At 33.7% G+C, this 18,641-nt stretch carries 21 protein-coding genes, 1 riboswitch and 1 other annotated feature; of the genes, 1 reads left to right on the top strand and 20 read right to left on the bottom strand.

Going from position 1 to position 18,641, the window contains the following annotated elements:
• Positions 1–14 precede the first annotated feature (14 nt).
• From M2139_RS01760 to M2139_RS01725, 8 genes are all read right to left on the bottom strand, one after another.
• A complete protein-coding gene (locus tag M2139_RS01760) occupies positions 15–647 on the bottom strand; it encodes a response regulator transcription factor (protein WP_280736925.1) in 633 nt (210 codons plus the stop codon).
• 27 nt (positions 648–674) lie between these two features.
• Positions 675–1,679: a sensor histidine kinase gene (locus M2139_RS01755; protein ID WP_280736926.1), complete on the bottom strand. Its 1,005-nt coding sequence runs from the start codon at positions 1,677–1,679 to the stop codon at positions 675–677.
• Positions 1,672–2,112 (bottom strand): GAF domain-containing protein, encoded by a 441-nt coding sequence (locus M2139_RS01750; protein ID WP_280736927.1) that lies wholly within the window; start codon positions 2,110–2,112, stop codon positions 1,672–1,674. Before M2139_RS01750 ends, M2139_RS01755 begins: the two co-directional genes overlap by 8 nt.
• Before the next feature lie 174 nt (positions 2,113–2,286).
• The gene (locus M2139_RS01745) at positions 2,287–3,027 is read right to left on the bottom strand and encodes a cyclase family protein (protein ID WP_280736928.1); all 741 of its coding nucleotides are present in this window, start codon (positions 3,025–3,027) and stop codon (positions 2,287–2,289) included.
• Positions 3,028–3,136: 109 nt separating this feature from the next.
• Positions 3,137–3,387 (bottom strand) — a binding site (T-box leader).
• Positions 3,388–3,444: 57 nt separating this feature from the next.
• Positions 3,445–4,638, bottom strand: a complete 1,194-nt coding sequence (locus M2139_RS01740) for an MFS transporter (protein WP_280736929.1) — start codon at positions 4,636–4,638, stop codon at positions 3,445–3,447.
• A gap of 37 nt (positions 4,639–4,675) precedes the next feature.
• A complete protein-coding gene (gene abc-f / locus M2139_RS01735; RefSeq protein ID WP_280736930.1) occupies positions 4,676–6,259 on the bottom strand; it encodes a ribosomal protection-like ABC-F family protein in 1,584 nt (527 codons plus the stop codon).
• A gap of 156 nt (positions 6,260–6,415) precedes the next feature.
• Entirely contained in the window at positions 6,416–6,544 is a 129-nt protein-coding gene (locus tag M2139_RS01730) for a hypothetical protein (protein WP_280736931.1), read from the bottom strand.
• 105 nt (positions 6,545–6,649) lie between these two features.
• A complete protein-coding gene (locus tag M2139_RS01725; RefSeq protein WP_280736932.1) occupies positions 6,650–7,303 on the bottom strand; it encodes a FusB/FusC family EF-G-binding protein in 654 nt (217 codons plus the stop codon).
• A 291-nt stretch (positions 7,304–7,594) separates the two neighbouring features.
• On the opposite strand from M2139_RS01725, the gene M2139_RS01720 reads away from it, so the two are divergent.
• Positions 7,595–7,876, top strand: coding sequence for a metal-sensitive transcriptional regulator (locus tag M2139_RS01720; RefSeq protein WP_280736933.1), 282 nt, complete (start codon positions 7,595–7,597; stop codon positions 7,874–7,876).
• Between the two features lie 92 nt (positions 7,877–7,968).
• On the opposite strand, the gene M2139_RS01715 is transcribed toward M2139_RS01720, so the two are convergent.
• The 12 genes from M2139_RS01715 to M2139_RS01660 form a co-directional block, all read right to left on the bottom strand.
• On the bottom strand, positions 7,969–8,328 hold the full coding sequence (locus tag M2139_RS01715; protein ID WP_280736934.1) for a PTS glucitol/sorbitol transporter subunit IIA: 360 nt from the start codon (positions 8,326–8,328) through the stop codon (positions 7,969–7,971).
• Between the two features lie 24 nt (positions 8,329–8,352).
• The gene (locus tag M2139_RS01710) at positions 8,353–9,345 is read right to left on the bottom strand and encodes a PTS glucitol/sorbitol transporter subunit IIB (protein WP_280736935.1); all 993 of its coding nucleotides are present in this window, start codon (positions 9,343–9,345) and stop codon (positions 8,353–8,355) included.
• A gap of 38 nt (positions 9,346–9,383) precedes the next feature.
• Positions 9,384–9,935, bottom strand: coding sequence for a PTS glucitol/sorbitol transporter subunit IIC (locus M2139_RS01705; protein WP_280736936.1), 552 nt, complete (start codon positions 9,933–9,935; stop codon positions 9,384–9,386).
• Positions 9,936–10,028: 93 nt separating this feature from the next.
• Entirely contained in the window at positions 10,029–10,508 is a 480-nt protein-coding gene (locus M2139_RS01700; RefSeq protein WP_280736937.1) for a transcriptional regulator GutM, read from the bottom strand.
• Positions 10,505–11,764, bottom strand: a complete 1,260-nt coding sequence (locus M2139_RS01695) for a PRD domain-containing protein (protein WP_280736938.1) — start codon at positions 11,762–11,764, stop codon at positions 10,505–10,507. Before M2139_RS01695 ends, M2139_RS01700 begins: the two co-directional genes overlap by 4 nt.
• Positions 11,724–12,332 carry an HTH domain-containing protein gene (locus M2139_RS01690; RefSeq protein WP_280736939.1) on the bottom strand — a complete coding sequence of 203 codons (609 nt, stop codon included), beginning with the start codon at positions 12,330–12,332 and terminating at the stop codon, positions 11,724–11,726. Before M2139_RS01690 ends, M2139_RS01695 begins: the two co-directional genes overlap by 41 nt.
• Before the next feature lie 17 nt (positions 12,333–12,349).
• Entirely contained in the window at positions 12,350–13,150 is an 801-nt protein-coding gene (locus tag M2139_RS01685) for an SDR family oxidoreductase (RefSeq protein ID WP_280736940.1), read from the bottom strand.
• A gap of 458 nt (positions 13,151–13,608) precedes the next feature.
• Entirely contained in the window at positions 13,609–14,013 is a 405-nt protein-coding gene (locus M2139_RS01680) for a hypothetical protein (protein ID WP_280736942.1), read from the bottom strand.
• Positions 14,014–14,190: 177 nt separating this feature from the next.
• A riboswitch (cobalamin riboswitch) is annotated at positions 14,191–14,365 on the bottom strand.
• A gap of 80 nt (positions 14,366–14,445) precedes the next feature.
• Complete coding sequence (locus tag M2139_RS01675; protein WP_280736943.1) at positions 14,446–15,381, bottom strand: M14 family metallopeptidase; 936 nt, start codon at positions 15,379–15,381, stop codon at positions 14,446–14,448.
• A gap of 10 nt (positions 15,382–15,391) precedes the next feature.
• The gene (locus M2139_RS01670) at positions 15,392–16,204 is read right to left on the bottom strand and encodes a dipeptide/oligopeptide/nickel ABC transporter ATP-binding protein (protein ID WP_280736944.1); all 813 of its coding nucleotides are present in this window, start codon (positions 16,202–16,204) and stop codon (positions 15,392–15,394) included.
• Positions 16,205–16,234: 30 nt separating this feature from the next.
• Positions 16,235–17,005, bottom strand: a complete 771-nt coding sequence (locus tag M2139_RS01665; RefSeq protein WP_280736945.1) for an ABC transporter ATP-binding protein — start codon at positions 17,003–17,005, stop codon at positions 16,235–16,237.
• Positions 17,006–17,054: 49 nt separating this feature from the next.
• The gene (locus M2139_RS01660; protein WP_280736946.1) at positions 17,055–18,635 is read right to left on the bottom strand and encodes an ABC transporter substrate-binding protein; all 1,581 of its coding nucleotides are present in this window, start codon (positions 18,633–18,635) and stop codon (positions 17,055–17,057) included.
• Positions 18,636–18,641: the final 6 nt, after the last annotated feature.

The raw sequence follows: 18,641 nt of genomic DNA, 5'->3' as shown, positions 1-18,641 counted from the left end.
TTCTGGTTATGAATTTAAAACTCAACTAAATTATTTTTCATGCTATAGCGTAATAAACCGGCATAACTATCAATTTCCAATTTTTTACGGATGTTAGCTTTATGAACTTCCACCGTTTTAACAGAAATAAATAATTTTTCGGCAATTTCACGATTATTTAGCCCTAAAGCAATTAACGGTAAAATTTCTTTTTCTCGTTTGGATAAGTTATCGTATAAACGTTTTTCACTAGTACTTTCCAATTTAGCCAACATTTTTTCTGTATAACCACAATAATATCTTTTTCCCTGACAAACTGCTCGAATGCCTTCCAACAACACTTCATCATTGGCATTTTTTAAAATATAGCCTTCTGCCCCAGCATTTAAAGCTTCTCTAACATAAGTTTCATCATCATGCATGGTTAGTACGATAATTTTAATGGCTTGATTGACCTCTTTAATGCGACGCGTGGTCAATAACCCATTTTCTCCAGGTGGCATACTGATATCCATCAAAACAATATCAGCTTGGGTGGATTCAATTTTGATAAAAACTTCATGACCATCGGCTGCGTCCCCAACCACTTCCATATCTGGCTGTGCATTTAGTAAAAAAGATAAAGCATTTCGCACCAATGCATGATCATCAGCTACTAATATTCGCATATTGTTTCCCCTTTATTTTTTCTCTCATTATTCTTCATCAAAAGTCGTAGCTAAAGGTAAATGTAAAGTGATGGTAGTTCCTTCACCGACTGCTGAAGTAATAACCAATTCTCCTGCAATCACAGCACTTCGCTCTTTCAAATTCAGCAAACCCAAACCAGCTTGATGTTGCTTCATGTCAAAGCCCACACCACAGTCTTTAAAAGTGATAATTAGTTGTTCTGCCTGATAATCCAGCTCTAAAGTCGCCGAATTTTCTCCAGAGTATTTTAAAGCATTGGCTGTTGCTTCTTGAATAATTCGATAAATAATAATTTCTTGCTCAGTTGGTAACGAACACGCCACGCCCTCGATGGTCAATTCAATAATAAAAGCCGTCATCTTTTCTATTTGCTCAACAAACTGTTGAATAGCCGGTACTAAACCTAAATCATCAATTGCTGAAGGTCGCAACTCCCGGGCTAAAGTACGAATTTCTTGTAAAATTTCTCCAAAATGGGCATCAATTCCTTGCAGTTTATCTTTTACGTTTTCAAGTGGCGTCCATTTTAACCCACGCGTTTCTAGCATTAAACTATAAACACTTTGCGCTAAGCCATCATGTAAATCCCGTGCAATCCGTTTTCGCTCATTTTCTTGCGCATTTTGAACATAGTTCACCATTTCTAAATTATGCTGATCAACAATTTTTTCCGTCGTTTGTCGTAATGTTAAACTCCAACCATTTGCAGATAAATTCTGTAATTCTCCAGTAAACTGTTCTAAACTACCATCATTTGCTAATAAATTAATGGGAAATTGATTTTGTTGCCATTCTTTATCAATTGGACACTGTTGACAGTCTGCCATTGTTGGATGTAAAGCACAACCTTTTCCTAAGCCCACATCAATAATTTGCGCCAAGCGGACTTGAAAGTTTTCTTTAAGCTGTTGAGCAGCTACATTTTCTGCTAAAAGCTTAAAATCTTGACTTAGTAACCAGCAAGCTGCTGATTGTTGATTAAAATAAGCTTCCCAAATTTTTTCATTCATTTAATTCACCTGCTAAAAGTGCTTCAACAATTGACAACTCTTTTTTCACATTAGCAATTTCTTCATTGGAAAAAACTTTTGGTATCCTGCTCCCTAACAAAAGAATCCCCATCACTAAATTATCCTGCATAATCGGAATCCCAATAACTGCTTCTAACTTTTCTAACCGGGCAATCGGATATTCCAACAATAAATCAGGCTGACTAAAAATATGATTATCTTGATGTTCTCGAGCAGTTTGCCAAACAATCCCCGCAATTCCTCGCCCCACCCGCAAGCGAATAGACTGGTAGTGTTGATTTAAATTGCCAGAAACATAATTCCAACGAATTTCTTTTGCTTGATTACTGGGAGCTGTATTGACAGCAATCCCGACAAAATCACTTTGCCAAGCTACTCTTTTTTCATCTAGCCACTGCTTTACTTCACTCATCTATTTATCCCTCAATATTTTATATATATAATACTTCACTTTTATCGCTTTCACTATTTATAGTTTAACCAATAATCAAAAAAAAGCTAGCTTTAGCTGCAAGTAGTTATAAAAAACTCATTGAAGTTTTTCAATTAGCGAAAAATTTCAATGAGCTTAACAAATATTTTTATTTTATTCAGGAACAATCGCAAATGCCCGCACATTAAAACCTGGTGCTTGCTTGATTTTAGGTAAACCAATAAAAATTGCACTACCAGTTGCTGGCACTTCAGCTAAATTACTTAAAACTTCCACTTGAAATTTATTTTGCGAAAGCCAGTACAACTCACCTAAAAGACCGGCATTTTTAGTACAATCCACAGCAGAATCAGTATCTAAGGTTTCATGTCCAATTGCTAAAACATCTCGCTCTTCATGTAAAAATTTCAAAGCTTCCATTGACCAACCTGGTGTATGAGCTTGACCTGCTTCATCTTTATTATAATAAGCTTGGTGATCTTGCCAACGCTTAGACCAATCACTAGCGAAAGCCACAAAACTTCCCGCTGGAATTTTTCCATTGACTGCTTCAAAGGCTAAAATATCTTCAACTGTTAAGGTATAATCATGATTCTCAGCCACTTCTTTTTCTTTATGAATCACATATAGCGGTAAAACTAATTCCTTTAAACCAATTTCTTCTAAATAACGTTTGCCTACTGAAAAATGAACTGGGGCATCTAAATGTGTACCATATTGGGTAACAATGCCATATTCTTTTGCTAAAAAACCATCTGCTTCTACAGTAAATAAAGTCTTTTCAGTCAGTGGTTGAAAAGAAGCAAAATAAGGAATTTCCCCAGTTACTTCATGAGTTAAATCAACCCATTTTTGATCCTTTAAAAATGCGATACTTTCTAAAATCGTTGTCATCATCCTACTCCTTTTTAAATAATATTTGATGTATAACTATATAATCTAGCTACAGGGCTTTGCACCGCAGCTTTTTATACAAAAACACCCTTAAGCATCTCAAAAGACACTTAAGGGCATAAACTTACGCGTTACCACCTTAACTTGCAATATTTTCACAAATATTACCTCAGTCAGTACCTAAAATAAAATTTTAGAAACTGTTGTTTGTTAACGGAACTCCCGTATTCCCCTAGATTAAACCTTCAGGAAATCCACTCAAAAGCCATTTTCAAAGTCAGTTAATTTCATCTCTTTTCAGCAAACGAGACTCTCTAATAGAAATTACTATGCTTTTACTTTCTTTTTCAACGTGTTTTAATATTTACTTAATTTCACTATAGCAACCGCTATCACAGTTGTCAAATTCTTTTTTTATCATTCTGTTTTATTCGTCACTTGGGCAATCCGATAGGTAGAAAATAATAAAATAATAGCAAAGAATAATAAGCAAACCGGGAAAATAGCAATTGATAAAGCTTCTGCTAATAATCCTAAAATCGGTGGTAAAACAATCGTTCCCACGGAAGACAGCGCAATTTGTAAACTCATAACTGCTGCTGAATTTTCAGAACCAAAACGATGTGGGGTTTCGTGGAGCATCGTTGGAAAAATTGCGGCGCTGCCTAAGCCAATAAATACCATTGCAATCATCACGCCACCGCCACTTAAAACAAACAAAGAAGCTACACCGATAACTAACAGCACTTCGCTTAAAATAAGCATTTGTTTGTTTGATAAATAGAAAGTCAAAAAGCCTGAAAGCAAACGACCAACCGTTAAGCTAGCAAAATACAAAGAGACAATAAAACTTGCCGTTGCAACAGAAATGCCTTTTTCGCTAATTAAATACGTGCTTCCCCACAAGCCAATACTGGCTTCAATCCCCACATAAAAAACAAAGCACAAGACACTATAAATAACTCCTGGCACTCGAATAGCTGCTAGTAAACCAACTTCTTTTTTAGGCGCCGCTTCCTTTTTAGCAACTGATTTTACCGGAATTTTTTCTTCTTGTTTCCATAAAGGTAAGCAGTAAATTAATAAAAAGACAATTAAAATTTGCACGCCACCTAAAATTCCATAACCTACACGCCAACTTAAACCATTTTTTAATATGCCGCCAAAAATAATCGGACCTAACGTTGCACCCACACCCCAAAACGCATGGAGCCAATTCATATGATGGGCTTTAAAATTTAATGCCACATAATCATTTAAGGCCGTATCAATTGCCCCAGCGCCCGTTCCTAAAGGGATAGCTAATAATAAGAGAAAAATAAAATGACTTGAGCAAGCAAAACCGATTAAAGCCCCCGCTGTTAAAGTCACACTTAGAGTGACTACCTTACCTATCCCCAGCCAGTTAACTAAACGACCAGTATTTAAACTGGAAATCATCGTGCAAAATGAACAAATCATCGTTACCATGCCCGCAGCACTAATTTTCACACCAAAAAATTCGTACATGGTGGGCCAAGCCACACCTAACACAGAATCTGGTAAGCCTAAGCTAATAAAGATGATATAAATAACTAACAGGAAAAACAAATTGACTTTTTTACTTTTCATTTTTTCAAAAAACTCCTTTATTTAGCAAAGTTATCTTCTATGTTACAGGTAACTCTGCCAGTACATTAATTGTTTGATTTTCTATCATTAACGCTTGCTGACAACTTTTTTGTAAGAAATAGCGGTCGTGAGAAACAACTAACAAGGTTCCCGTAAATTCTTGTAGGATTTCTTCAATTTCTTCACGAGCATAAATATCTAAATGGTTGGTTGGCTCATCTAAAATCAAAAAATTAATTTTTGTTTGGAAGAGTTTTAACAAGTATAACCGGACTTTTTCTCCTCCTGATAAGTCTTTTAACCGTTTGCTGACATCGCCAGCATAAAAACCAAAGCGAGCCAATTCTTCACGACTTTTCTGCTGATTTCCTAATAAGTTTTCTGCATATTGCAATAATGTTTGATTAATTTCTTCAAAAACTAATTTTTGTGGTAAATAACCAATTTTGACTGCTGCCCCTAATTTTAATTGCCCTTCATCTAATGTTTCTTCATCGTTAATGATTTTAATCAAGGTACTTTTGCCACTGCCGTTTTCACCCATTAAAGCCACTCGCTCTTGGCGATAGAGTTTAAAAGAACTATCAGCAAACAGCAGTTTTTCTCCGACAATTTTGCCAAGATTTTCGGCGATTAACACTTCTGAACCAGAACGGCTAGCTTCAGAAATTTTACGACGGACTTTATTTTGTGGCGCCATAGGTTTCTTTAAGCGTTGAATTTTTTCTAATTGCTTTTCATACATTTTGGCTTTTTTATAAAATTTCTCATTATCACTTTCATTGCCCCACTGGCGAAACTGACGAATTAAATTTTTCAAACGCAAAATTTCTTTTTGCTGTAACTCGTAATCTTTTTGCATCTTCTCAATTTGGATTTTTTTCAGTTCCGCATAACGAGAATAATTGCCCGGGTAGTGATAAAGTGTGCCATCATCAATTTCAGTCACCTTTTTGACAACATTATCTAAAAACTGGCGGTCATGAGAAATAATTACAAAAGCTTTTTTACTATAGCGCAAATAATTTTCTAACCACTGAATGCCGGCTAAATCTAAATGATTGGTTGGTTCATCTAACAATAAAAGTTCACCCTCAGCCACTAAGGTTTTTGCTAGCTCCACCCGTACTCGCTGACCACCGCTTAAATTATTTACAGGCTCATTGATTTTTTCAGCTAACCCTAGGCCTTTTAACATACTGACAATTTCATCTTCAATCGTATAGCCTCGCAGCTTTTCAAATTGCTCTTGCAACAAACCATAGCGTTGCAAAACTTTTTCAAAATCACTATCAGCTTGTGCCATTTTCTCTTCTAAATATGCCAACTGTTCCTTCACAGCTAAAATTTCTGTGAAACTTTGCAAAATATAAGTTAAAACCGTTTCACTAATTTGTGGATGACTTTGCTGGATATAACCGATTTTCAAACCTTTTTGATAGCTGATGACACCTGCATTGATTCCCTCTTCCCCTAAAATAATTTTAAGTAAAGTTGATTTGCCTGTACCATTCATGCCAATTAAGCCAATTTTTTCGCCAGGGTGAATGACTAAATCTAATTTTTCAAAAAGGGCTTCACCACCAAAATTTTTCGTTACTTGATTTACTTGTACTAACATTTATCTTTCCTCCGCTATTCTTTATTTAAAAGTGATAAAAAGCGGAAACTGTATCAGCAGTGCATAAGATAACAAACAACAAAAAAGGCCATGGTTAATAATCCATGACCTTGTTATTTAATTTTTGTTACGGAAACATTCAATGGTCACTGAATTTTATCTTCTTATGCTGTTTTTAGACACACTTTCCCCTTGAACAGCAAATCTGAAGATAATTGCATGCAAAAAGCTTGAAAAAATAGCCACTTCATTTGTGTTATCAGTTATTTTTGCAATGCTAACCATTCAATATTCCCCCCTATCTTAAATATCATAAAACGATTTAATTATTTTAAATAAAAACACTTATGCCTATATTTTACTACAACTTATTTGAAAAGCAATATCCTTTTATTTTTTATCTTGAAAACGTACCAACTGAATAAAATCTTGAAACTGTTGATAATCGCTTAATTGATGATTACAAGAACTACTATCTTGGCAAATATAATTGCCTTTTTTCGTATAAGTCCCATCAGAAGAAGCCTTCGTTGTTGCCAAAAACAAAGCAACACTTGAAGTTTTTTGACAGATTGAACAAATCCCTTTACTAACATTTGGTGAAAGTCGACCACTAATCCCCGTTAATTTACCGTCTTGATAAAAAGTTAGATATTTTCTTTGGCTCGCAGGATCATTCCAGCCCACATAAGTATGTTCATATAAATCTAAAGCACCCCATTCTGGTAAAGGTAACTTTTTGACCTTTTTAAAAACTTTTTCTAACTGAGCTTTTTCTGGTTGTTGAAAAGGTTCAATAAAAACCTTTAAATCTAATAAGGCTTTTTCTGCTTTAGCTTTCGTCAAACGAATATCCAAGATTTCCTTTAAAAAGGCTGTAATCTCAAATGGATTTTCTGGAAAAAGCTGACTGATTCTTTCCTCTGCAAAAGCTTGTACGGTTTTAACCGTTTTTTGATCATTAACTGATGAATACGTATTTAGTAATTGCTCGACTTCTTTTCTGATAAAAACATATTGATACGCTTGAATTGTTGGTTTCATTGCAAATTTTCCTCTCTGTGTGTAATTTCTTTGCTGGAAAATTTTACCAACAAAGAAGAGTTAACTATTACCACCAGTGAGTACTAATACGGATTTTTGCAACATCCCATCACCCCCTTTAAAACTTGTTTCATTATAGCAGACATTACTCTGTCTGTTAAATATTTTAAAGAAGAACACTGCCTTTAGCAGCACAATTTTTTGTCATAGCTTTTTCAAAATGGTTATGCTATATTGAATTTAAGTAGACCAAAAAGCAAGCACCTACCGCTTTATAAAGGGGAAAAAGATATGAGTCATTTACCTGAACATCAAACGAAAAATCTAGTTACTCGCATTAATCGGATTGAAGGCCAAATTGGTGGCATAAAAAAAATGATTATTGAAGAACAACCTTATGATCAGATTATTATCCAACTAAATTCTGCCCGCTCAGCCATTCAAAATATCAGCAAAATTCTTTTAGAAGCTCAAGCTGACCATTCTTTAATGAATGTTGCCGAAGGAACGGCTCTAGAAGATGAGATGGAAACACTTCGCAAAGTTTTAAAACAATATACTAAGATGAATTAAATTGAAAATAGAAAAAAGTGCTAGTTAGTACACTTAATGTTACTGAACTATCACTTTTTCTATTTAATAGCTATCGTAGTTGTTAAAATTAGCTACTCTAATATCCTAATTAGACCACCACATTCAATTAATGGCATTGGTAAATTTTCAACATATAAGCTGCCAGGTAATTCAGCTATCTCATCCCCTGTAAATTTAATGGTAATATGCCCTAACTCATTTAAGTTGCTGGTTACTACATTTCCAACAGCTGTAATCTTATAAAGTTGCTCATCAAAACAAAGACTCATCCCCTTTTCTATTTCAGATATTGTCTTGTTCATAATGATCTTATAACAGTATTCAGCCAAACCATTAGGAGCATTTTCTCCAAATAAAATCATCATTTTCTCTTCTTTAAATAATTCAGCTTCTGAACCAATCTCAGTCACCTTCGTTTCAAAAATCTTCAACTAAACTACCACCTATCCATTTTATTAACTATATAAACCAAAACTTGCTAACCATGCAACAACTACTCGGGGAACACCATTCAAGAATCTAGAATAAAGAACAGAAGGTACACCTACTTCAACTGTTTCTGCTTCAGCCTCTTCTAATCCTAATCCTACCGGAATAAAATCACAAGCATTTTGAGTATTAATAGCAAATAACGCTGGTAAAGCTAACTGTGGCGGAATATTTCCTTTACCAATCTCAACTCCAATTAAAGTTCCAATAACTTGACTAATTACTGCACCTGGGCCTAATAGTGGTGATAGAAATGGTAATGAACAAATGAAACCAATTATAATCAGCCCAATTGCATTTCCTGCTAACGGACTCATAATTTTAGCGAATAGCTCCCCAACTCCTGAACCCTGAATAATCCCGATTAATAATGAAACAAATGCCATAAACGGAATTACCGTATTAATCATTGTTTGCACACCTTCACGAGCAGATTGGTTAAATGTTGCAACTACTTTCCCAGCTCCCATACCAATTTTCGCAATAAAGCTATTTTGCTCGGCTCTTTGTTCAGTTATTTTTTTACTAGTATCATATTTAGGTTTCTTATCACCTGTGCTTTCAACATCCGCTATTACCATGTTACCATCAGCTAATGCAATTTGCTCTAATCCTACGGCAGAAACATAAATATCTTCATTAATATATTGTGCCAGAGGGCCACTTTTTCCAGTTGGAACTATATTAATAGTAGGAATTCCTTTTTTAGGATAGATGCCACAACGTAAAGTTCCACCACAGTCAACAATTGCTAACGCAATTTCATCATCAGAAATTGATGTTTTAAATCCGTTAACAGCTTCCATACCAGTTAAATCTTCAATTTTATCAACAATTGCTGGTTTCTCACCTCCACCAGTAATATAAATAAATTTGTGCTTTTCTTCTGTGGGTGTAATTACTAATGGACCACCATATCCTCCACTACCTTTGATTACTTTTATACTATTATAAACCATTATAATTCCTCCTTATTTATAAAATTGTGCGATTGAGACTATTCTACAATTTTTACTGTTTTGCTCAATTGAACACCTTGTTGTTTACATACAAACGCAGTGGTAAAGTCAGTTACCCAACCACTAACAAAATTCATAACTAGTCCGACCAGTAAATAACGAACTGCTAACTCCATTGAATTCAATCCTAATTGATCAATACCTTGTGCAATACCTAACCAAACAAATAACTCACCTGGATTGATATGAGGGAAAATACCGTTACTTGTATGACAAAATTGTGCTAACGAAGCAAAATAGCTTGGTTTATAATATTCTGGTAAAAAACGCCCTAGCGTAAATGACATAGGATTACCTAACATAAATGCAGCTAAAAATGGTAAAATCAAATATCTTGTAAAAGGATTTTTTGCAGAAATCTGAGCAATTTTTGTTACTCTTTTTTCACCTAAAAAAGCAATAATAGTATTCATGAATACCATCAAAATTAATACTACAGGCACAATCCCTGTCATCCAACTAATAAATGTCTCAGCACCTGTTTGAAATAATTTCATAAAACCTTCGGCGAATTTTGTAATAAACTCCATTAATAACACTCCTTTTATAATTTTAATCTATTTCATTTTTTCTTAATTATTAACTCAATCACAATCTAACAGCACTAGCTCATTTATGTAGAACTAGTATCTTTTTTTGCTTTTTTTTAAAGACAACGTCATTCCTTGTACTTGTGTCATTAACCCTGAAAATGTTGAAACCGGTTGTTCTTCAACATAATTTCCCATTGCTACTCGTAAATATATTTCTCGAGCATTTTCAATGACTTTAACAATTAATTTATTTTGTTGTCGTACAATCGGATGATATTTATCTAAATAGTGAATATCTTCGCCTATATATTCTGGCATCTTTTTAAACTTTGTTAATACTGTTACCCCTTGCATCTTAACACAGTCTAAAATAATTCCTTTATCGTCTACAGCGAACATAACTATTATTCCTGCACGAATTTTCCCTGGACGCTTACCAATAGCTACTTTCCCTTGTTTTCTTAGTACTTGATAAGTCTTATTAAAATGTTTAATTTGTTGTATTCCAAAAATAATTTGGGCAATATATGCTATCACTGCAAAAAAGCCAAAAACATAAATGAAGCTCATATAAAAACCTCCTTTCTTCTCAAAAACGTTAGAAACTCTTGAACACTCTCTAATTTAAGGATTTCTTCCCTATTTTTATCTTCTGCAGCAAAAGTAAATATTGCATCATACAATTGTAATAACTCTATTTCATTTTTTTCTGTAATCACCTCAGGAATTCCCACTAGAAAAACTAGTTCTACTTCCCCATCTTTAGTTGATCGTGGTGTATCGAAAATTCCTAGAGAAAATAATATTCGGTCAGAATTTTCCTTAATCGCATGAGGAAATGCCACACCGTGACTAAAGACCGTAGTATTTTTTGCTTCTCGTTCAAGAATATTTTGCGGAAAAGTTTCACCAACAAAATTCTCTGCAACTAATTCGTCTAACAATAAAATTAAATTTTCTTGATATTCAACAGCTGGATCTAGTCGCCGAAAATAAAAATCCACATAATCAAATTTCAGCTGTTGCACTTGATTTACACGACTCCATTCACTGCGTAACCATTCATCATTAAACAAATTTGTTAATTGAATGACTGGTGTAGTTGGATGAATATTTTTTAACGGAATTGTTGTGAAAATTGCAAAAAAATGATCCAAATCTTGTTTCTCATAATCTTCTTCCGTATATTGATGAATCTCTACTTTCGGGCCTAACACATTTTCGATTTGTCTTCGAATTAGTGCAGCTGTCCCTCTTCCAGTCGTACATACAATGGCAATTTCTTTTTTTGTCTGTTTATGATGCTGACGTAAGGCTAATTCAAAATAAATTGCTAAATAACTAATTTCTGAATTAGATGCTTTACGCTTCAAATATTTTTCCAATACTTTCATTCCTGTATAAGCCAATTCATAAGCAAACGGATAATTTTTTTCAATTTCCCCATGAAATAAATCTGCTGGTCGTAATCTAAAGACTAATCTATTGATCATAAAAAACAAATGATTTTTCATTTCATAAAAAATTTGTTCATCATTCAAATCCAAAATCAAAGTTTCATGAATTTTATTTAACATCTTATCAAAGATCTTACGAACAGCTTTTTCTTGAATTTTTATTGGATTAGCATGACTAATGTTCAATGGAAAAATCAAAAAATCAATATCATATTGCCCCAAAGTGATTTGGTAATCACTTTCAATTTGATAAAAAAATTCATCAACTTCTGGTGTTTTCTCTAAAGTATTTACATAGTGCTCTATTGGTTGATTTAAACTATGATTACTATGAATTCGTTGGACGGTCAAAGCTAATACTTTTTTCAATATGAAATTTTTTGATTAGTTTCTCAACAAAAAGTAAAACTTTTGGAGTTAATATCTCTAAAGGAAAATAGTCATAAACATGTTGTAAATATAATAATCTCAAGTCAAATTCTGTTCCATTAATTCGTAATCCACGGTTAGGTGTTCCTTCCAACTTAACATTAAAATCTTCCATTAAACTTTTGATTGTTCGTAAATCTTTATTAACAGTGCCTCTACTAACTTCTAAATTTTCTGCCAAATCATCAATTAGCAAATACTTTTTGGCCACAAGTAATTCTTTTACAATATAGGCAACTCTTTTTGAAGAGGAGTTAAAGTCTGTTTTTTCTTTCAAACTCCCTGTTAAAACTTTATCAAAAGCTTCAAAATTATGAATGATTAAACAATACCTATTTTCTTCTTGAACAATTTCAGCAATGCCAATAATTTGTTCATTTAGCAACTCTATACTTTTCTTTATTGTTTGTGCACTTGTATGAGTAGCTATTTTCAACTCATCAATAGATAAATTTCTATGAGAAACAAATAATTGGAGAATTTGATACCAACGATTAACTAATGCCACATTTATCCCCCACTTTTTTAACCTCGTGTCTTACCTCCTGCAACATTGGTTGTCACTCCAGTAATATAGCTTGACCGTTCTGAAAGATAATAACAAACCAAATCTGCAACTTCTCTTAATTTTCCACTTCGACCTAAAGGGGTCGTTGAAGTTTTGCTGTATCCTGCTCGTAACTCATCAACTGTGATACCTCTAGTATACGCTAATGCATTTTCGTATTCTAATGTTCGCAAACCTGTTTCTTCCATAATTCCTGGTGCAATACCAACTACTCTTACATTATGTTTTCCTAGCTCTTTAGCCCAAGAACGCGTATAACTATTAATGGCTGCTTTAGTTGCTGCATAAGCACTTTGTCCTTCTGAACCTTCTAGTCCACTTTCAGAAGACATGTTGATAATCACTCCTTTCTTTTTAGTTATCAAAATCCGACCAACTGCTTGACTCATTAAAAACAGTCCTTTTTGATTAATATCAAAAATTTTATCAAAAACTTCAATATTAAGTTCATAATTTCCACGAGGTTTATCTCCATCAACCAGTAATCGTGGAATATTAATTCCAGCATTATTGACTAATCCATCAACAGTTCCAAAGTAATCCTCAACATTTTGAACAGATGCTTCAATATTTTCTTGTGAACTCACATCAGTTTGTACAAATAGTAATCGATCATGCTTTTTTCCATTATCTTGAATATCAAAATTAGCAACATTCACTTCTTGTTCCAACAGTGCATCAACAACAGCTTCACCAATCCCAGATGAGCCTCCTGTAACAATTACTGTCATTCCTTTAATTTTTAACCAATTGCTCATTTACATCACTCCTAATATTTAATTGCTTTATGATGTAAAGTTTATCTCTTAAAAAAAAAAAATTAATACAATATTTTTTTTTAGAATCAAAATTTTTTTGAACTATTTAAAATAGTTACTAATTTTTTCTAAATAAACTTAGAACTAAAAAATATATCGTTCCCTAAAATAAATATTTAATTGCTATCAAATTTACATCACTAAATAATTTCAAAAAATAAGTGTAAATGACATCATTCGTCATTTACACTTATTTCATTGCTTTTATATTGAAGAACTAGTGATACCACTTTGTATTTTCAGCACATCTTTGTGCCCACTGTTAGTTCTCATCATTAAACCTACATAACATTGATCAATTGTTAGGATTTAGTCATCATACGCCATTGTATGCTTAACTGGCTCACCATTGAACAGCTAACTAAATCCCTTATCTTCAATGATATTTAGTAGATTATCTACATAAAAAAATCATTTATATGGACGTCAATCACCTCATCAATTGCTTTTAAAAAATTTTCATCGAAAAAGTTTTTCAGACTCTCTTTCAAATTTTTTTGATTACTATAAATAATATTCATACCGTCAGCATCAAAAGCTGTAAAACGACAGGTTGGCACTTCAACATAAGGTAATAAAATCAATTCGCCAGTAATGGTAGCTACCGAAATTTCAGAAACTAATCGCTGAAAAGCACCTAATACTTCTGGAAATAATCCTTCAAAACCAATCGTAACTAATAAACAAGCACCTGCATTTTCCCCAGTGACTCTAGCTAAAGGAAAACGAATGGTCTTTTCCTGATTTTCATAAAATTCAATTACTTTAGAAGCAACTTCAGGTGTTTCTTTTAAAGCTGGCATAAACCTTCACCTCTTCCTTCAATAAAAAATACTCCCAAGATTTCATCGAAATGATTTCTTGGGAGTATAATAATTATGCTAAATAAGCCTATCAAAAATAGACACCGCAATTGAAAAGAAAAAGTCAGTCTTCTTATCAAACATCAGTATTTAGCACCAAAATCTTCCCAATCCAATTTTTTCGCTAATATTCTTAACAGGTATCCTGACTTTGCTTCATCCTAGTCTCTGACCTTCCCGTAAAGTGGTCATTATAGATTTCGTCTGCATATACAGTAGAAAGGGGCTGCTGAGGATTCTCACCTCATTCCCTGAAAAGAATACATTTTAAATTAATTTTAATTACTACTTCATTATATAGTAAAACCCTTCAACTTGATAGGGTTTTCACTAAACTAGTTATAACAAAATATTGCGCTAATTGTCAAAGAATTAGCCTTGATTTCCATAAGCAAATAATGGAGCTCCTTTTGGCAAAGAATAACGATACCATTGATATAAAAGGACGCCCGTTTCCTTAGCATAGCAACACATAATCTCCTTAGAAAAGAAATTTTCTATTACACCTAAGACAGCTCCCGCTACTACTTGATCTCCTACCTGATAGTTTGGGCGCCAAATCCCCGCATATTGTGCTTCTTCATAAACAACTGTAGTCAACAGCTGCCAATTCTTTTCTTTTGGTAATTGATCAGAGAAATTCATCATTTTCAAATAACTTAAAATCCGATAAATATCCTCCATGAATGCGAAGACATCTTTTTCATCACAATTACCGAAACCTCCTCTTTCAATCAACAAAGCAGGTATGCTTTTTTTACAAGCGTAATTGTAAGCACCACTTATTGCTTGTGAGAGCACAGCATAAGGAACATTTATAACTTCAGCCATTTTTTGTGCTTTAGCGACAACCTCAGTTTTGCCAACTGTCGGAATAAATACAAATGGCGATAGAGCTTCTGGTAAATCCCCACTGTGTAAATCCAGATAAAAATCAGCAGCAGTGAAAAAATCCTTTTCTAAATAATAAGCAATTTTTTCACTTACAGTTCCTTCAATATTTCCTGGGAAACAACGATTTAAATTTTTTTGATCTAATGGATTAAGAAAAGCAGTCCCTGCTTGAAAAGCCGGCTGATTAACACAAGGTAATATAATTATTTTACCTTTAAGTCTTCGTGAATCAATTTCCTGAGCAAATCGTCGACAAGCTTCCATTCCCGCATATTCCGAACCATGAATTCCAGCAGTGATTAATAAAGTTGGGCCCACTTCCGCCCCTTGAATAATTATCATCGGTAATTGCAAATCAGTTTCTGGAACAGAATAGTAAGTCATTTCTTTTGTATTTAAGGCAGGTTTTATCATTAAAATAGGCCTACTTTCTAGCATTATTTATTTGTAGATTTCTCTTGATTTCTTTTAAAGAAAAAACAGAATCAACTAAGGCTTGCGTATACTCTTCAGTTGATTCTGTCAAAGATTCTCCTTCTGAAAGTTCATCAACTAAAACTCCCTTTTCCATAACTAAAATTTTATGAGCAAAAGAATGAACCAGCGCCAAATCATGGCAAATAAATAAAATACTCATCTTCTGTTCGGCTTGTAGTTTAAGTAATAAATCAACAATATTTTTTTGAACAGAAACATCTAAAGCAGAAGTTGCTTCGTCACAAATTAAAATTGCTGGTTTCAACGCCAAAGCTCTAGCAATACTTACCCGCTGACACTGGCCACCACTTAAACTATGAGGATATCGATTTAGAAATTCTTCTGATAACTCCACCATCGCTAATAATTCTTTAGCTTTAGCTAGCTTTTCACTACGTTTCAAACGCTTGTAGTTAAACAATGGTTCTGTCACAATATCAATAATTTTCATTTTAGGATGTAAAGAAGCTACTGGTGATTGAAAAACCATTTGAATTTGTGGGCGTAATTTCCATAGCGCTTGTTTGTTCAAATTCAAAATATTCTGTTTTCGAAAATAAACTTCTCCAGCCGTGACACTTTCCATTCCCATTAACATTTTTACTAAAGTAGATTTCCCTGAACCACTTTCACCAACAATTCCAATTGTTTTGCCAGCTTCAACTTGAAAAGAAATCTCGTTACAAGCTGTTAAAAATTTCTCATTAGGTAGTTGATATTTTTTCGTTAAATTTTTCACTTCTAAAATAATTTCATTCACTATCATCAACCACCTTCTTATTTAAGAAAATTATATTTCAGGTACAGCTGCTAAAAGTTTTTTAGTATAGTCACTTTGTGGATTTTCCAAAACGTTAATCGTTGGTCCACTGTCAACAACTTGACCTTTTTCCATGACAATCAATTGATCTGCCATATACGCTGCTAAGCCTAAATTATGAGTAACCATCACAATCGATGTGTTAAAGTTTTTCTGCAAAGCTAAAAGTTCATTCACTATTTGCCGTTGGGTAGTGACATCTAAAGCACTAGTGGGCTCATCAGCTAATAATAATTCTGGATTAAAAGTCATTGCTAAAGCAATCCCCACTCGTTGACACATGCCCCCGCTTAGTTGATGAGGATAGCTTTGCATAATACTTTCTTCATCTGATAAATGCATTTTGACTAACAGCTCTTTAGCTTTTTGATAAGCAACTTGTTTAGAAAGCTTGCTATGCTGTTGAATATACTCTACAAATTGATCACCAATTTTACGAATTGGATTTAATGCTGCCCCACTATCTTGAAAAATCAACGATACCTTACTGCCACGAATTTTTTGCCAATCTTTTGCAGTATAACTTAATAATGATTGCTTCGCCAAAGTTAATTTGTCAGCTTGAATCTGAATGGTCTTAGGTAGTGCGCCTAAAATTGTTTTTAAAACCGTACTTTTACCACTACCACTTTCACCAACAATGCAGACAATTTCACCAGAATTAACAGTTAAATTAAATTTTTTCACACTTGCTTGTTGCTGATTTAGATAATTAACTGTTAAATTTTCTATTTTAAGCATTGTCGGGCCTCCTTATACTTCATCAGATAAATTTTTTAAATATAGCGGATTAATCAGCATATTTTATATCTTTTGTTAACCAATAATAATCCATTGGAAACATTTTTACGCCTTCAACTGTTGCATTAGAAAATAGATATGTTGTTTCATAGCCAAAGAACATGGTAGCAGCATCATCCATAATATTTTGTTGAATTTCCATAGCTAATTTTTTACGTTCCTCTTCTTCAAAAGTAACCGCCATTTTATCAAGCGCTGCATCTACTTTTTCATTGCGATAGCCAGCTTGATTAGATGGTGAACTGCTGTACCAGTTTTCTTTTAAATAGTTTTCAGGATCACCAGTGTTCGCCACCAAAACATTCCAAATCAATAAATCAAAGCTACTAGCATCACGCATATCTAATAATGTTTCATAACTTACGGTATTTAAAGTAACTTTGACACCAATATCTTTCATATTTGCTTGCATGGCTTGAGCATAAACATTCAGTTCTTCACGACTTGTGTAAATAACAAATTCTAAATCCAATGGATCTCCTGAAGGTGTTTCAACAAAGCCATCACCATCTTTATCTTGATAGCCTGCTTCAACCAGTATTTTTTTTGCTGCTTCTGGATCAAAGGTATTTTCATTAACTAATTCATCAAAGCCATAATCTAAAGTTGGTGGAATTGGCGCTTTACCCGCAGTCGCACCACCTTGCAAAAGATTTTTAACATAAGTTTCACGATCAATTCCTTGGAGTAAAGCTTGTCTTAATTTTTTATCTTTTAGCGGGCCATTTTGATTCATAAAAGCATAGGTTGAACGTAAAGAGTCCAATTTATCAATAACAATTTCATCATTTCCTTCAAATTCTGCAATGTTTTCTGTTTTCAAATTATAAGCAATTTGAATTTCATTATTTTGCAATGCCATAGAGCGTGTTGCTTGATCATCAATACATTTCATAGTTACTCTATCTAAAGGAACTTCGCCATCCCAATAGTTTTCATTTTTTACTAATTCACAGGTATCTGTCGGACTGAAACTTTCAACAATGTAAGGCCCCGTACAAATTGGCCCATCTTGTGCAAATTTTTCAGTATCTGCCGTTGTATCAACAATTAAAAATAAAGGATCTGCCAAGCTTCCCGGAACAATTGCCACTGGTTCCTCCGTTTTAATCAAAACAGACTGTCCCTCTACTTCAATTGCTGCCGGTTTAAAGAAAGTTTCCCCTCTCGGACTTAATTCAAAAGTCCTTTCTAATGAATCTTTAACCGATTCAGGTGTTAATTCTGTACCATTTGAAAATTGCACACCTTCACGAATCTTAAAATCCCAAGTTAAATGATCCTCACTCACTGACCATTCTTCTGCTAAACAAGCTTCTAACTCACCATTTTCATTAAAACGAACTAAATTTTCCCCTACACCATAGCGAGATACCACCCAGCTAAAATATTGTTCAGTTGGCTCTAAAGTATCTGCAAAACTAGTTACACCAACCACCATTGATTTCTCTTCTGATTTTGTATCATTTTTTGAATCTTCTTTTTTGTTTTCGCTACCACACCCGACTAATGAAGCGGCCACTAAGGCAAAGCAACTTACTAAGAACAATCTTTTAAACATTTTTTTCATTTTATT

The sequence above is a fragment of the Enterococcus sp. PF1-24 genome (assembly GCF_029893325.1).
Taxonomy (GTDB): Bacteria; Bacillota; Bacilli; order Lactobacillales; family Enterococcaceae; genus HY326.
Note: the sequence above shows the minus strand (reverse complement) of the source record. Positions and strands in the feature narration are given on the sequence as shown.

Excerpts from the sequence above, each read along its gene's own strand:
- M2139_RS01760 (WP_280736925.1), bottom strand. The coding sequence starts at position 647 with ATGCGAATATTAGTAGCTGATGATCATGCATTGGTGCGAAATGCTTTA.
- M2139_RS01755 (WP_280736926.1), bottom strand. The coding sequence starts at position 1,679 with ATGAATGAAAAAATTTGGGAAGCTTATTTTAATCAACAATCAGCAGCT.
- M2139_RS01750 (WP_280736927.1), bottom strand. The coding sequence starts at position 2,112 with ATGAGTGAAGTAAAGCAGTGGCTAGATGAAAAAAGAGTAGCTTGGCAA.
- M2139_RS01745 (WP_280736928.1), bottom strand. The coding sequence starts at position 3,027 with ATGACAACGATTTTAGAAAGTATCGCATTTTTAAAGGATCAAAAATGG.
- M2139_RS01740 (WP_280736929.1), bottom strand. The coding sequence starts at position 4,638 with ATGAAAAGTAAAAAAGTCAATTTGTTTTTCCTGTTAGTTATTTATATC.
- abc-f (WP_280736930.1), bottom strand. The coding sequence starts at position 6,259 with ATGTTAGTACAAGTAAATCAAGTAACGAAAAATTTTGGTGGTGAAGCC.
- M2139_RS01730 (WP_280736931.1), bottom strand. The coding sequence starts at position 6,544 with ATGGTTAGCATTGCAAAAATAACTGATAACACAAATGAAGTGGCTATT.
- M2139_RS01725 (WP_280736932.1), bottom strand. The coding sequence starts at position 7,303 with ATGAAACCAACAATTCAAGCGTATCAATATGTTTTTATCAGAAAAGAA.
- M2139_RS01720 (WP_280736933.1), top strand. The coding sequence starts at position 7,595 with ATGAGTCATTTACCTGAACATCAAACGAAAAATCTAGTTACTCGCATT.
- M2139_RS01710 (WP_280736935.1), bottom strand. The coding sequence starts at position 9,345 with ATGGTTTATAATAGTATAAAAGTAATCAAAGGTAGTGGAGGATATGGT.
- M2139_RS01705 (WP_280736936.1), bottom strand. The coding sequence starts at position 9,935 with ATGGAGTTTATTACAAAATTCGCCGAAGGTTTTATGAAATTATTTCAA.
- M2139_RS01700 (WP_280736937.1), bottom strand. The coding sequence starts at position 10,508 with ATGAGCTTCATTTATGTTTTTGGCTTTTTTGCAGTGATAGCATATATT.
- M2139_RS01685 (WP_280736940.1), bottom strand. The coding sequence starts at position 13,150 with ATGAGCAATTGGTTAAAAATTAAAGGAATGACAGTAATTGTTACAGGA.
- M2139_RS01680 (WP_280736942.1), bottom strand. The coding sequence starts at position 14,013 with ATGCCAGCTTTAAAAGAAACACCTGAAGTTGCTTCTAAAGTAATTGAA.
- M2139_RS01675 (WP_280736943.1), bottom strand. The coding sequence starts at position 15,381 with ATGATAAAACCTGCCTTAAATACAAAAGAAATGACTTACTATTCTGTT.
- M2139_RS01665 (WP_280736945.1), bottom strand. The coding sequence starts at position 17,005 with ATGCTTAAAATAGAAAATTTAACAGTTAATTATCTAAATCAGCAACAA.
- M2139_RS01660 (WP_280736946.1), bottom strand. The coding sequence starts at position 18,635 with ATGAAAAAAATGTTTAAAAGATTGTTCTTAGTAAGTTGCTTTGCCTTA.